Origin of the sequence: Virgibacillus sp. L01, from assembly GCF_052246775.1 — a bacterium.
Lineage (GTDB): Bacteria > Bacillota > Bacilli > Bacillales > Amphibacillaceae > Lentibacillus.
On sequence record NZ_JBQQCP010000006.1, the window covers coordinates 157,773 to 172,724 of the forward strand.

At 32.4% G+C, this 14,952-nt stretch carries 15 protein-coding genes; 13 read left to right on the forward strand and 2 right to left on the reverse strand.

Going from position 1 to position 14,952, the window contains the following annotated elements; genetic code table 11:
- Positions 1-59: 59 nt before the first annotated feature.
- Positions 60-1,139 carry a DNA adenine methylase gene (locus ACTWQM_RS12835; RefSeq protein ID WP_443258558.1) on the forward strand — a complete coding sequence of 360 codons (1,080 nt, stop codon included), beginning with the start codon at positions 60-62 and terminating at the stop codon, positions 1,137-1,139.
- A 22-nt stretch (positions 1,140-1,161) separates the two neighbouring features.
- A complete protein-coding gene (locus ACTWQM_RS12840) occupies positions 1,162-3,981 on the forward strand; it encodes an Eco57I restriction-modification methylase domain-containing protein (RefSeq protein ID WP_443258559.1) in 2,820 nt (939 codons plus the stop codon).
- Between the two features lie 24 nt (positions 3,982-4,005).
- Here ACTWQM_RS12840 and ACTWQM_RS12845 read toward each other — a convergent pair whose 3' ends face one another.
- A complete protein-coding gene (locus tag ACTWQM_RS12845) occupies positions 4,006-4,446 on the reverse strand; it encodes a helix-turn-helix domain-containing protein (protein ID WP_443258560.1) in 441 nt (146 codons plus the stop codon).
- A 166-nt stretch (positions 4,447-4,612) separates the two neighbouring features.
- On the opposite strand from ACTWQM_RS12845, the gene ACTWQM_RS12850 reads away from it, so the two are divergent.
- From ACTWQM_RS12850 to ACTWQM_RS12870, 5 genes are all read left to right on the forward strand, one after another.
- The gene (locus tag ACTWQM_RS12850) at positions 4,613-5,158 is read left to right on the forward strand and encodes a hypothetical protein (RefSeq protein WP_443258561.1); all 546 of its coding nucleotides are present in this window, start codon (positions 4,613-4,615) and stop codon (positions 5,156-5,158) included.
- Positions 5,151-6,293, forward strand: a complete 1,143-nt coding sequence (locus ACTWQM_RS12855; protein ID WP_443258562.1) for an AAA family ATPase — start codon at positions 5,151-5,153, stop codon at positions 6,291-6,293. The genes ACTWQM_RS12850 and ACTWQM_RS12855 overlap by 8 nt, the downstream gene beginning before the upstream one ends.
- A gap of 6 nt (positions 6,294-6,299) precedes the next feature.
- Positions 6,300-7,601, forward strand: coding sequence for a 5-methylcytosine restriction system specificity protein McrC (locus ACTWQM_RS12860; RefSeq protein ID WP_443258563.1), 1,302 nt, complete (start codon positions 6,300-6,302; stop codon positions 7,599-7,601).
- A 127-nt stretch (positions 7,602-7,728) separates the two neighbouring features.
- Positions 7,729-8,241: a RadC family protein gene (gene radC / locus ACTWQM_RS12865; RefSeq protein WP_443258564.1), complete on the forward strand. Its 513-nt coding sequence runs from the start codon at positions 7,729-7,731 to the stop codon at positions 8,239-8,241.
- A gap of 14 nt (positions 8,242-8,255) precedes the next feature.
- Positions 8,256-8,870, forward strand: coding sequence for a DUF960 family protein (locus tag ACTWQM_RS12870; protein WP_443258565.1), 615 nt, complete (start codon positions 8,256-8,258; stop codon positions 8,868-8,870).
- Positions 8,871-8,950: 80 nt separating this feature from the next.
- Here the strand turns inward: ACTWQM_RS12870 and ACTWQM_RS12875 are convergent, their stop codons facing one another.
- A complete protein-coding gene (locus ACTWQM_RS12875; RefSeq protein WP_443258566.1) occupies positions 8,951-9,532 on the reverse strand; it encodes a hypothetical protein in 582 nt (193 codons plus the stop codon).
- A gap of 306 nt (positions 9,533-9,838) precedes the next feature.
- Between ACTWQM_RS12875 and ACTWQM_RS12880 the strand changes: the two genes are divergently transcribed.
- The 6 genes from ACTWQM_RS12880 (at position 9,839) to ACTWQM_RS12905 (ending at position 14,891) form a co-directional block, all read left to right on the forward strand.
- Positions 9,839-10,753, forward strand: coding sequence for a hypothetical protein (locus ACTWQM_RS12880; protein ID WP_443258567.1), 915 nt, complete (start codon positions 9,839-9,841; stop codon positions 10,751-10,753).
- Between the two features lie 124 nt (positions 10,754-10,877).
- Complete coding sequence (locus ACTWQM_RS12885) at positions 10,878-11,432, forward strand: hypothetical protein (protein WP_443258568.1); 555 nt, start codon at positions 10,878-10,880, stop codon at positions 11,430-11,432.
- A 251-nt stretch (positions 11,433-11,683) separates the two neighbouring features.
- The gene (locus tag ACTWQM_RS12890) at positions 11,684-12,088 is read left to right on the forward strand and encodes a hypothetical protein (protein ID WP_443258569.1); all 405 of its coding nucleotides are present in this window, start codon (positions 11,684-11,686) and stop codon (positions 12,086-12,088) included.
- Between the two features lie 50 nt (positions 12,089-12,138).
- Entirely contained in the window at positions 12,139-12,633 is a 495-nt protein-coding gene (locus tag ACTWQM_RS12895; RefSeq protein ID WP_443258570.1) for a hypothetical protein, read from the forward strand.
- Positions 12,633-13,187: a hypothetical protein gene (locus ACTWQM_RS12900; RefSeq protein WP_443258571.1), complete on the forward strand. Its 555-nt coding sequence runs from the start codon at positions 12,633-12,635 to the stop codon at positions 13,185-13,187. Before ACTWQM_RS12895 ends, ACTWQM_RS12900 begins: the two co-directional genes overlap by 1 nt.
- Positions 13,188-13,214: 27 nt before the next feature.
- The gene (locus ACTWQM_RS12905; RefSeq protein WP_443258572.1) at positions 13,215-14,891 is read left to right on the forward strand and encodes a DNA primase family protein; all 1,677 of its coding nucleotides are present in this window, start codon (positions 13,215-13,217) and stop codon (positions 14,889-14,891) included.
- Positions 14,892-14,952: the final 61 nt, after the last annotated feature.

Genomic DNA, 14,952 nt, shown 5'->3' on the forward strand with positions numbered 1-14,952 from the left:
CTATGTCGAAATTTATGCTATAATTTGTTATTGGGATAAATATAAAGTGGGGTAACAACATGGCTGTACGGTTTATAGGAAATAAGCAAAAATTATTAGATTTCATCTTACATAAAGTGATTGAAGAAACAAAATTAACAAGTGGACTATTTGTAGATTTGTTTACGGGAACAACATCAGTTGCTGTTGGTGCAAAAAACCTAGGGTTTGATGTTATAACTAATGATAAACTTATTAGCTCGTTTATATATTCTAAGGCTGGATTATTAGTGAATGAAGAACCTCGATTTGAGAACTTATTACCAAATATCAAGGTTAATGTTAGTACTTTATTTGAACAACCTTACGATTTAGTATTACAGTATCTAAATGATTCACCAGAATTAGAAGGTTTATTTTATAAAGAATATGCTCCTGGAGGTTCAGCCGAACACCTGAGTCAACCGAGGCAATATTTTACTGATAGTAATGCAAAAAAAATAGATGCAATCAGAACAAAGATTAATTATTGGTATAAGAATAAACTTATTGACGATATTGAAAGATCTCTATTAATCTCGAGTTTAATCCTAGCGACTAATAAAGTTGCAAATATATCAGGTACCTACGGAGCATATCTTAAGTCTTGGTATAATAGAGCTCTAGAGGAAATTGAACTTAAAAGGTATCCATTATTCTATTCTAATGGGAAATATAGTGTGTTTAATGAAGATGCCAATAATCTAGTGAAAAAATTAAAAACTGCAGATATAGTCTATATTGACCCTCCTTATACTAAGAGACAATATAATGCTTATTATCATATTCCTGAAACCCTTGCAATTGGCGATAATCCTAAAATCTGGGGTAAAACAGGGCAAAGACCAAGACAAGGTGATGAAACTTCTGCTTATTGTTATAAAAGAGAAGCTAGTAATGCACTACATGATTTGGTAATTAATGTTAAAGCAAGACATATCTTCTTAAGTTATAGTACAGATGGTCATATATCTCATAATGAAATATTAGATATCTTATCGACCAGAGGAGAACCGAAATATTGGGGAGTAGATTATAAAAGGTTCAGAAGTAATAACCCGGAAAGTGAAAAAATAAAGGATTTAAAAGAGATGCTTTATTATGTTGAGGTTGTAAATTAACAACTTGTAGAGGGGGTTTCTAATGAGTATTAAAGCGACAGATTCCAAGGGCGTTACACATAAAACGTCCTCTTTTAGTTTAGACTATAAAGAAATTAAGAAAAGAATCTTTGCTCTAAGCTTTTTATTGTTTAATCAAAGAAAAAAATTATATCCTGAAAGAAACACAAGTGATATTTACGAAGAAACAATTTCAATACTAACTGATTTATTGTTTATATTATTAGCTAATCAAAGAAATTTAATAAAGCTATGTGAAGGTACAGATATAACATTTAATTTAAAAATGGAAGTTTCAAACTTACGAAATCAAGATATCACTAATGAGAAATGGGATGAAGAATTACATTCACATATAAAAGAACTTAATAAAGTAATGCAAGAATCAAATCTAAAAATAGATATATTGAGTATTTTAGTAGAAGATTCTTGGGAAAAAAGCAACCTAACCGTTTTAGCAAATAAAAACGGCTCTTCTAACAATAGAAGGGAAAAAGGTTCTTATTATACTAAAGATGAATTAATTGATGTTATCGTAAAAAATACAATTGACCCTTTATGTTCTAATAAAACAATTAAAGAGATTTTGAACTTAAAAATCATAGATCCAGCTGTTGGGTCTGGCTCTTTCTTACTGTCTGCTCTAAAAAGAATATTATTTCATATTAAAAAGCTTTCTAAAAAAGACATAGATAATAATTCTTACAAAAAAGAAATAATAAATAATTGTTTATATGGGGTAGATATTAATCCTAACGCATTAAAATCAACAATTTACTCATTGTGGTTAGAAGTAGGGGACAGTCAACTTCCAATAAGTTCAGTAAAAAGAAACTTTGTTGAAGGAGATTCATTATTAGCTACGGATTGGAATTTGAATAAGAATAATTATGATGAAGAAAAATTAATATTATTAAATTACTATTTGGTTGGTACACTGTTAAATGGAGACAAAGTTAGGAGTTTGGAAGAAGAATATGAAGATTTTTTCGTAGGAAAATTGAGAGGTAAACTCTTAGATGATAAGTTAATAGAAAGGGGAAGAAATAGTAAAACTTTCATATGGCAAGTTTCATTTAAAAATGTGTATAAAAATTCTGATGGTTTTGATGGAGTAATTGGTAATCCACCATGGAATAAAGTAAAAGCTCATTTAAAGGAATTTTTTGTACATTATGACCTAACAATAAAAGGTATGCAGGGAAAAGCATTAAAAAAATACGTTGAAGAAAAACTCCTTTCTCAAGAATATTATAAGAAGTTATGGAATGACCATAAGAAGGAAGTTAGTAGATACTCAAAAGCAGTCAATAATTCCCCCCAATTTCAACATCAGGCTTATGTTATTAACGGAAGAAAACAAGGTGGAGATAGAGATTTATACAAATATTTTCTAGAACTTGCTTATAATCTTACATGTGAAAAGGGGTACGTAGGTTATATAATTCCAGGCGCGTTTACACAGTCTGAGGGAACTACTGGAATGCGTGAACTGTTGTTTAATCAAAACAACATTCAATTGTTATTCACTGTTGAAAACAGAGATAAAATATTTCCTATAGATAGCAGGTATAAGTATGCATTATTAATATTTAAAAAGTTTAAAACTACTGAAACTGACATTAAATGTAGGTTTATGTTGAGGTCATTAGAAGAAGTCAATAATTGTTTGAAAAATAATGATTTATTAAAAATCCCAAGTGATTTAATCGAACAATTAAGTCCGAACTATAAAACGTTACCTGATATTAAATCACAATACGAAGTAGATTTACTTAAGAAGATTTATAAAGTCCATCCACTTATTAATTCTACTGATGGTTGGAAAATTCAATTCAATAGGGAATTAGATATGACAAATGATAGTAATCTTTTTGTTCATAAAGAATCGATTAATGAAGGTTTTCACGATTATTATCCATTGTATGAAGGTCGTATGTTAAACCAATTTGATTTTGCAGCCAAAAAGTATTTATTTGGAGAAGGTAGGCAAGCTAAGTGGCAGGATCTAAGTTGGGATTCTAAAAAAATTTTGCCACACTTTTACGTTCCAAAAAATGAAGTTGATAAAAAAAATATTGAAGCTAATAAAGCAAGACCAGGGTATTGCGACATAGCGGGACAAACCAATGAAAGAGCTGTTCAAACTGCGTTGATTCCCGGATATAATGTAGCTGGAAATAAAGTACCGACAGTTAGATTAACTCCAAATGACATAGCTCATAATTTGTTATGGATTGCTTTAACGAATTCATTTGTATTTGATTGGCTAATGAGGTTGAGAATGTCAACTACAATAAACTTTTTCCATTGGAATCAATTGCCTTTACCGTTAATAGATATATTTTCAGATTCTGGTAAAAAATTGGTAATAAACTCAGCCAAATTAACATTACTTTCACCATATATGGATGAAGAAAGAGAAGAATTAATTCAGTTTTATAATGGAGAAATTAAGAGTGATGAAATAAAACCAGTTATTTATGCTAATGAGAGGCAAGAGATAAGAGCGGAAATAGATGCAATGGTAGCAAATATTTATGGATTAAACTTACCTGATATTGCATTTGTCCTATATCAATTTCCTTTGTTAGATAGAAAACAACCGGGACTGCCGGGAGATAATTGTTTATATAACAGGGGAAAGGGTTCTTATATCACCCGGGACCTAGTGTTGTATCAATATTTGAGTATAAATAATCAACCAATATCACTAGACATTATTGAAGTTTACAAGCAGTGTAGTATTAATGTGGAAGAAATAACAGGAGGTTTTAGAAGAATTGATGATCGTGTCAATAAAGCAATGGATTTAAATGCAATTGCATATACCCCGGGATAGATAGAAAAAATAAGCATCATGATCTTAATCATGATGCTTATTTTTTTTGTCATTTAGTATATCAAGTAAAATGTCTTCAATGTATTCTCGAGTTATGTTGTATTTAATATTTTCAGACACTTCATTGGGTTTAGTGTTATTATTACTTCTAATTACTACACCATAGTCAGAATTCTCAAGTTTCATGTCAATATTTTTTAATTTGGATTTGTTTGAATACCTATTATAAAACGTTTCAAAATCGCCATTTTTATCATCATCAATATATACTATTAAATCCCCAGGCTCACAATTTAAAACTTTACATAAAGAATTTATGTGATCGATATCAATTCTTTTTAATTGTTCATGATAGATAGCTGATATTGTAGCAGGTCTAATTCCTGTTTTTTGTGCTAATTCTTTTTGGCTCATTTTATGAATTCCTAACAACTCTGATAGTCTTAGTTTGACAGTCATGGTCATCGAACCTTTCTTTAAGTATATTATATATATTACCAATTAATTACGTTAAACGCAAAAAAAATACATATTATCATTGATTAATTACGTTAGAAGTAATATAATATCAATTGGACATACGGTTAATATATTTCTATTGGTAAAATATTATGTAAAGGATGGTTAAAAGATGAGCCAAACCCAAGTTTCTGTAAAAAGAATTGTGTTTAAAGAATTACTTGCAGGTGATAGGAGGAAATTTGAAGCTAGATCAAATAATACAGCTTCAGGTGGAGGAGCAAGAGATTTACGGTTTAGTCCTTATTCCCAGTTTAAAACTGCATTTGAAGAAATGTTCCCACATATTGATGGTAAAGGAATTGCCTCTGGTAAATTTTACTGGTATGAGGACGGCCGGGAGGTTTCAAAGGATGCATATTTTCACCCTCCTACAAGTGCGCGAGGGAATGAAGGGAGAATAGCAAATATCGACAAATTTCTACCGGCTGATAAAATTCCTATAGAGCAAGAAGGAACGGTATTTATTTTATTTATTCAGGACAGAGAAGGAAAAGTATGGCCTAGCTTTGCTACCGAAAATGCATTATTAAATGAGTGGCATGAAGATGTACGAGATATGATTTTGGGCTGTCATAATTCTAAAAAACGCTCAAAAATGGCCACTTCTGGGTTTGTAGATTTTGAATTAGGGAGTGAATTTTGTAACCATGGCTAATTACTCAGATGAAGCCTTAGAAATTTTAGGTTTGTTAAAAAGAAGAAAGAATGTACTACTTTCTGGACCACCAGGTTGTGGTAAATCTAGACTTTTGAATGAAGTAGGTCATGCATTTATAGATGCGCCTGTCACTAGTGTACCTGCATCTTCGCCAGTTTTAGTACCAGAGTCACCTGTGGCTATACCTCGTGAGGTTGAATCTGAAGATGAGGATTTTCAGAATATCTGGCCAGCTGAAGGTAGAGATGAGAGAAAAATATTTAAAACTGTCTTCCATCAACAAACTAAACATCGTGAATTTGTATCAGGACTCTCTCCATTAACAAATGGAGAGAGTGGGTTTCAAGTAGTTAGTGGGACTCTATACAGAGCAAGTGAACATGCCAAATTACAAGGAGGGGCATCACTGCTAATAATTGATGAAATTAATCGAGGACCTGCCGTTCAAGTATTTGGCGGAAGTATTGCTGGTATTGAGCCTGAAAAGAGGTTAAAAGAAGAAAACACTAGTACCATTAATACTCAGTACTTTGAGTTACTTGATCCTGAGACAGGAGATATTATAGAATATGCTCTTCCACAGCATCTCTATATAATAGCTGCAATGAATCAAGCAGATACATCTGTTGAACCTCTAGACGTCGCTTTCTTAAGAAGATGGGCGCCATATAGGTTAAAACCTAATTATGGAGTACTTAGGGAATACTTTACATTAGAAGAAAATGATAATGACTTGCCATCAACTCCAGAAAATGCATCATCAGTTTATGAAGCAGCAATTAAAGCACTAAGTGCTATAAATAATCGAATTCGTTTAGGCAAGGGAAAAGAATTTCAATTAGGACATGGAGTATTTCTTACTAATGACAAAGCACCTAGTATGGAATTAGATAAAGCACTTGAAGAGGTTACTGAACTTTGGGGTTATGTCCAAGAACATATTGAAGAAGTTTTCTTCGGAGATATATATGGGATGGCTACAGTACTAAATGTAACTAGTGGTATAAGATCACATCCTATTCAATTACAAGAAGTTACGTTTGGCGGAGAACCTAGACTAGATTTACAAGGGTTGGATGAAATCGATAACCAAAATATTTACAAATTATTAAAAGCAGTGTCAGAGGGTTAGGCTATCGTGAAAAGGATATCTGTAATAGAATATGGTGCTCCGAAACCAGTAATTGAACAAATTATGCAGGACACAGATTTATCTCGTGAAGATTTAATACAAATGATTAACAAAGCAGGAGATCGGGTCAAACGCATACTAGGTTATTCAAAAAATCCTATCAACATAGGCGATGATAAAATAAGAATTACTGATTTTGCAGGAATTTTAAGAATTGGCCCATCAATTGAAATTGAAGTCGCACCTAAGTTTTTAGGTTTAGATTCGATAAATCACCGTTGGAGAGAAGACTTTTTTTATTTGGCCACCTTGTCGACGAGTGGGAAGTTATTGAATTCTGATAAACTATTGTCTAAACCAGGTGAAAAAGGGGACCTGCACACCCTAATTGCGAGGGCATTTGTGGAAATGTATTGGGATAATCATAGGCGTTCTTTAAGAACTTATAGTAGAAGAACTTTTAAAGATTTTTCAATAGATGGTGATGTAGATCCTGAATCCTTGTTTTTTCCTGATGGAGAAGGGTATAAACAAGAAGGTTTGTTCTTTGACCATATGAATCAGTATAACTCAGTTATAGTTACTGCCGCTAAACAGCTGTTGCCAAGTCTAAGGGAACCAAATTTAATTGCACAAATACAAAGAGTCATCCAATTACTTACACCTCAAAAAAAACTTAATTATATTAATGTTAGAAGTAATAAATTACCTAACAGACTATCTAGATGGCAACAATTGTATAACCTATCTTTAGATATTTTAAAAGGATATGGGCTTGTTTATCATTCAAAAAATTCAATTGCACCAGGATATGTACTTAATACATGGAAAGTATGGGAAGATTTTTTAAGTTCAGCAATCATTAGCGGCTTTGGAATGGAAAATGTGAAGCGACAAAATGCATTTGTGTTAGGAGAACGACAACGAAGCTCAGGGGTTACTGAAAATGTAAACGTAATCCCTGATCTATTAATATCAAACGGTGGGCAAGAAGGTTTTATATTTGATGCAAAATACAAAGGGCATGTAGAAAAAGGAAGAAAGAGGATAGTGGAACAAGATATTTATGAATCTTTGGCATTCTTATATGCTTCGGGTCATAGAGTAGTTCTTTTAGCATATCCTGTAGCACCACAAGAAGGCTACTCTTTAGGCGATATCAATGTGTTTGAAAAAATTGAAGTTGGAAATAAGATAATCTTAGGTCTTGAAGTTGAATCAAAAACAGTTTCCTCTAAACATGGGTTTTTGAACTTTTCCAATAACCTATATAATAATTGCAATGCAGTAATAAAAAATTATACTTAGATATTTAATAAGCAATAATTAAAAATTTAAATATATATTATATATTTGAATAATTATTTATTAATTTCCCCCATCATGTTCATTTTAATGGCATATGGGGATTTTTGTTTTAAGAGGAGGAAATTTAATGGAACAACTTTACAAAAATGGAATAGTTAAGCAATTATCTATATTACAAGAAGACAAGGATAAACATGTGCCTGCTAAACGGGTTAACATTGTAAGTCTAAAGCTTTTAAAAGAATCTTCAATTTTGTATAAGGAAAGAGCAATCCGTTCTCCCGCAGATGGTTATGAACTGATAAAACAATTCTTAGGTGATGTAGACCGAGAGCATTTTCTTGTAATTTGTGTGGACACAAAAAATCAGCCGACTTCTTTGAATGTTTGTCATGTTGGTAGCTTAAATGCATCTATAGTGCATCCACGAGAGGTGTTCAAGCCTGCAATTTTATCTAACGCAGCTTCAATTATTGTAGGACATAATCATCCAAGTGGACAACCTGAACCAAGTCAGGAGGATATTCATGTTACAAAAAGAATTTCTGAAGCAGGAAAGATAGTTGGGATAGAACTCCTTGACCATATTATTATAGGTGATGACAAATTTATATCATTAAAGGAAAAAGGATACTTGTAAGGAGGAATTAATAATTGAATATTAGGGATGATGTCATAAAATTATTGAAAGAAAAATTCGAGGTTACTGTTGATGGTGAAAAGTTGGGAGAAGAGGCATTATTGTTATATTTGGATGAAATTGATAAAGATATTGTTTCTACTGAAGTAAATAAACTATTGCCAAACCCAGTAGTTTTTCAAACATATGTCTACAAAGAAGAATCAGAGTGGATAATCGGAATTGCCTTTAAGGAGGGAACCGATTATCCACTCTATTTAGTTTGCCTTAAAGATGGTAAAAAAGTGTATGAAAAAATTTATTCACAGGGGGTAAGTAAAGAGGAAGAACAACCTAAGTCCCGATATATGACTAAGGCAATTAATGAAGCATTAAACCTAGAATTGCAAATGAACTTGTGGAAACTAATGGATTTATTAGCTACAAAAAGAAAAGAAAAGATGGATTATTTTCAGGCTTTTGATATTAACGTTTACAATAAGGGGTTAAGAGTAACTAATAAGCAAGAACTGCCTTATATGAGAGAGGAATTTATAAATATTAGTGGTAAGATTAATACCAAAACAATGACTGTTTGGATAATTGATGATACAGACAAACAAACCATGTTATTTCCTTCAGATTGTTAAAGAGTTATATGAAGGAGGCCTAAGCAATTATTTAGGTTTCCTTCTTCAACAAATCAAATCAAGTCTATAGAGTAAGTTAGTTATAATTCATTTAAGATGTTCCAACGTTCATAGTATTTAGTTACATTAATTTCATCATCACGAACTTCTAATAAACGCTCACCACGTTTATGAAAGTAAAAATGATACTTATTACTGTTATCAGGTTGCTTATCCTTGACCAACATTTTTAGTTCACTAGGGGTAATTAATAACGTGTGAAATTCATTTTCGTAAGCTAAAGTGAAAATATAAAGATCAATAGCTTTATCAGTTACATCATTTTTTTTGACTGTGTACCAGGAGGAAGGATAATCCTCAATATAACTTCTGCTGTAATAAAACTTTGAGTTTATAGTACTTTTACCCTTAATGATAAGGTCTGCAGCTGTAGATCTATTTCCTTTTATAACATTGAAGGTCGAATTTAATTCTCTAATCTCATCGATCACGTATTGTCGAGCAACAGATCGGGTTATTTTTTTTTCTTGTTCATGATCGCTGTCGATAACCTCATTCTCGCTGCTTTGATTCCCCTTTTCAACTTCCAAAAGTGCAACTTTTTCTTCAAGCATTTTTACACGATTAAACAACTCTAAAACTAATGAATCTTGATTTGACATAAATAATCATCTCCATATCGGTTTATTATAAAATAATCATACATGATATTTCAGATTTTTTAAACGATTTTTTAGATTAAATAAGAAATAAAATTTAAAAGTTAAATGTCTGGAGAAGTAGTTACTTACAATATAAAAGAAGTTAAGTCTCCTATATGGGGATTAACTTCTTTTATCAATTCCCAATACTAACTAAATTCGACAGCACCTTCAGTTTTCCTGCATAATATATTTATATTGAAAAATTTTAGTCCTTATTAGAAAGTTAATTTTAAAGGACAGTGGTCATTATTAGGAGGAGAAATATTGGAGAAAAAATATTCAAATCATACTCTATTTAATTGTGCTATAAAGGATTTTATTGCTGATAAAGAGAAGATGCAAAAAGGATTACAAAAAAGTCTTGAATTACTTTCAACTGTTTTAAAATTTATTAATAAGGAAGCGGCAAACAGTAACAGGGGTGAGACTATTAAGTCTCTTGAAAAATATAAGAGAATAAATGACTATAATGGAGAGCTCCCACCATTTAAAGCTGAACATTGGACCATAGAAGAAATGACTCTTCTAATAATTATGTTACGCGCTACCAAGCAAAAAAAATATGATTCGATGAAAAAGACTGTTGAAGCTTTTATATCAAAGGAAAAAGCTCCGTCACAAAAAGTCATTGACTCAAATCTAGACTGGTTACTGGAGGCATACAAATGCATGGGCTTGTTAAAACATACAACATGGAGTGAAAAAATAACCAAGGAAATGGTGCAGGACACTTTCGGTAAAAAAGTGACTGCTCAGGAAACCCTTGTAAATATTAGAGAAGTAGAAACAGCCATTATAAATTCAGAAGTTCTTGATGCTGAATTAGATTCTATTATAGCGCAGATTCTTGTAAAATGTGCTTATCCTGAACTGCTAGTGGAAAATAAAATAGGATTGTCAGTTCAACTAGTAGATGCGGTGAGTGAAATGATTTTGGCAGTAGAGAGTGTAAATGGGGTCAACAACCAAAGAATCGTTGTTAATGAATCGATAAAGCATCTTCAAAAATTAAGTGGGCTTATTAACTCTGGTTACGATATAAGTAAATATTACACAGATTCTTATTGGGAAAATCTCATGAAAGAAGAACAGTTCGGTGATAAATTAAATGAAATAAAAAAAGTAGTTACAAAAAAGTATGCTGTAGAGCTAGATACAATAGAAAAGAACACTCTATAAAATAAAAATGGCTGAATCGGGTTAAAAAAAATCCGATTCAGCCATTTTTTAATCTCCGTAAGCTTTGTATAGTTGTTTTTAGAAACACCAGTAAGTAAAAAGAAAAATATTAGGAGGCAATAAAATGTGTAAAGGCGAAATCGATACAATTAAGAATGAAGGTCAGCTAAGAAACTTGAATGTAGGTGACAAAATTTATTTCGAGGAGTACCAGAGTCGGTATTATAGTGAGGAATTCTACGAAAAATACGTACATGATGTGGAGCAATGTTATTTATGTGCTGATTATATTTGCTTTTTTGTACCTTGTTTACCTCTAGCGACTGACAAGGCAAGTGAAAAAAATGGTGTATTTTTAGATATGGTAGAAGAGCTTAAAAAGTTAACCTGCCCCCCATCTGAAATGGTAATTGAAGAGGAATCAATTAAATGTATATGGCGATTACCCATTCTTTTCAATACCCAATGGTTACAAAGTGATGAGGAAGCAGAACGTTTCTGTAAGAAAATGAAAGATCAATTTGTGGATTTACGTACTTGTAAGCTAGGCTTCATAGGCGGATTCTATGATTGGTATGATGACCTAGGATATATGGAGACGATTAAGGAATATATGAAGGAGGTTTATAGGATAAATCAACTTATTGATGCAATGGGATTAAAAATTTCAATGAAATAAATATGTGTAATGATGAAACTCACCTATGTTTAGGTGAGTTTTTTTGTGTTTTAGTATTGATTGCTGGTATATGGAAGTACTCAAGTAAAGAGGAAAAAACGCTAATAATTAGGGACAATAAAAAGAAATTCTATAAAAATAACAAGTTTGAATCGGGATTTTTCTTTCCCGATTCAACCGTTTTTTGTTTTTTATGTACCTAGTATTATCGTCAGTAACACAGAACGATTATAAATAGGGAGGAAAGTACAATGGAATCATTAAAAAAGCATGTGCAAAAGCAATATAAGGGTGATTTGACTTTCTTTAAAAGTGCTCAAGAAAATTATGAACGTATTTGTTTTTTCTCAGATTTACAAAAGGACTTAGATGAGGTGGATTCCTTTGGTGAAGGTTCTATGAAAAGTATGGAGCTTCTGGATGGCGTTAACACATTAAAAAACGTAATGGCATTTGCAGAGGTAAAAGGTTATAAGAAAAAGCCCTTTTATGGTATACCAAAAAGAAAAAAAGGGGAAGCGGTGCGATCCATTATTAAAGATTTAGACAAGTGCGATATAAAACCTGTTGCTTACGAAGTAAGAAGGGAATCAATTATATTTGTATGGTTTCAAAATTTGGTTATACACAAATTTCCGTTCTCAGAAGATGATTGAAGAAAAGTAAGCTCATAAATTCATAAATTAAAAGGGAAGAGGTTAACAAAATGAAAATTTTATGTCCACAAAACCAACCAATAGATTCTTACTCCATAAGGAAAGATCATCATGATGGAGTCAATGCATTATATCGAATGTCTGCTGTTATGAATACTGATATAGATCCGGGTGCACTAAGTCAAACTGAACGAATTCAAAGGCTCATGGATACAGTAGGTAGCTGGTCGGTAGTTCCAAGTGAGATTGTAGTTTTCACTGGAAGAGTTGAGCTCCACTGGTACACAAAGGGTTTTCAAATGGTCATGAAACGAGAGCAGTATTTATCGTTAATACAACAATTTCAAGCATTCTTAAGCTATACAAAGACTATAAATCTCAAGTTCCTTGAACGGTGTTTAATCGAAGACCCCATAAGGTCTGTATGGCCTGTTCCAAACCAATTGGTTAATTTTTCACCTCAATTTACTTCTGAATGTTTTGGGCTAGATGAGCAAGAAATAAAAGTTCTAATATTGAACGAACGACTGGAGGTGGTGGCGTAATGGCTTTGAGAAAAGTAAAACGACCAATTTTAGAAAGTGAAAAGGCTAAAGCTGAACAGGAAAAGGAAGAAACAGTAACCCAGAAGAAAATGGAGGAGGCTAACATGGAAAACGAAACTATAGGAAACCAAAGTTTAGGAGAAAATGCGTTGAACCCTACCATTTACTTTAATGAAGAAGGAACACCTAGTTTTATAAGGCAGGCTAACATAAGTGAAGGAAAGTATGAATACCGAATTGATAAAACCTATTACAAAGAAAATGTTAAGACGAAGCTTGGTGTTAAAAATCAGTTTAGAGTTGCCTTTTCTATATACAGTAAGGAATTAGGGGAGAAAAAGATGAGTATGACGTTTAATGTTTCTTCCCATCCACAATCTCAACTTATAAAATTTTTAACACCATTTAATGCAGTTTTCAGTGGGAAGAAGATAACAATGAATGACTTGGTTGGTTTAACAGGCGTAGGGAGGATTTACCATAAGTATTCTTCTACGGGTAGTGCTTATGAGAAGCTTGAGGTTCTACATGTAACAGAAAATATAAAGGAATAAAATATTTTAAAAAAGGAGCTGAAAGAATTGGAAAATGCTAATGTTTATAATCAAATATCTGAATATATTTCACCTTACAAAGCTACAAGAATAAAATTACTTGATTCAAGCAACTGTACTATAAGGTTGCTTGAATCTATTAAACTACCTGATAGTCTGTCAATGCTTGTGACAGCATTACAAATGGTGGTTAGTAGAGATGTGATTCACTACTTTTCATCATTATTGAAGCAATACAACCAAACACCAATGAACAAAGCTACCGACTTGTATAAATCGGCAGGTTCCTTTTCAGAGGCTATAGTTTCAGATGACTTAATAAAAGAACTGTCCTTAATGAAACAGGTTGGGGATTCTGAAGAAAGAGGATTCATTTATGATGAAAAAAAGGACAGCTATTTATTTAATGCTAATGCTTTTGCAAATCACTTTCTGCGTAGGTGTTCGGTGCGTTCGACTAAAGAAGGAAGACTATTCATATACAACCAAAGTGGATTTTACGATGAACCATCAGAAGTAGAGTTGGGAAAAATCGTTCGAACATTGATGCACGAAGGGCGGTACAACAGTTGGAAAAGTAAATTAGAGGGTGAAGCGATAAAAGCTATTCAACGTGAAGCTGTTACTGTTGATGAAATGAATACGCATCGCAACTATATTAACCTCAAGACTGGAATGCTTAGTTTGGATACATTTAAACTCTTTCAGCATCACCCTGATTATCTTTCTACGGTACAAATTCCTGTTGAATACGATTCACAAGCGGATTGCCCATTATTTAAGAAGTTTATGAATGAAATTACTGTAGAAGACACGAAACTTATGCAAGTCCATCAAGAGATTATGGGTTACTTCTTAACGGCCGAAACAAAAGCTGAGAAAGCATTTTACTATTTTGGTGGGGGAGCGAATGGCAAGAGTGTACTAGCTTCGATTATAACAAGTTTAGTAGGGAGTGAAAATATTAGTAGTATTCCCTTAGCTAACTTTGGAGAACAATTTGGTTTAGAGAGCCTCATCAATAAAACGGTGAATATTGCATCTGAAAATGAAACAGGTGGTAAACCGCTTAGAACAGAGAATTTTAAAGCGATTGTAAGTGGCGATCCTATTAGGATTAATATTAAATACCGTACACCAATTCATTACAAGCCGTTCACAAAGCTTTTGTTTTTGGTTAATAATCTCCCTGATTCTATGGATGTGACACACGGTTACTTTAGGAAATTGATGGTAATCCCTTTTAACCGTACATTTCATCTGGATGAACGGAACGTAAATTTGATAGAGGAACTATCAGGAGAGCTTCCTGGGATATTGAATTTAGCAATAGAAGGCTTGAAGCGGTTGAGAAGGAACCAATACCAGTTTAGCTCGTGTGAGACAATAGAGCAATTTCATCAATCGTACTATACCGAACAGAATCCTGTTGCAGAATTTTTTGAAGAACATATTAAACTAGATGGAAATTCACGCACAAAACAATCAGAATTCCATAAAAAGTACTTGTATTGGTTAGGTCTTCAAGGAATTGATGATAAAGGAACTAAGTCCAAGCAGGTATTTTGGAAAAACCTTGATGTTGTCTTAAAAAATTATGGCGTCGAAAAAGCAAAAAAGAAGGTTAGAGGAATTATTCATATAGATGGTATAACAATTATGGGATTAGACGATGAACCTAATAGAAATAGTATCGAATTTTAAATTAGTAAGGGGTGTGGGGGATTACAAAAATAAAACTTTAATAAGATGAAGATAGGTAGAT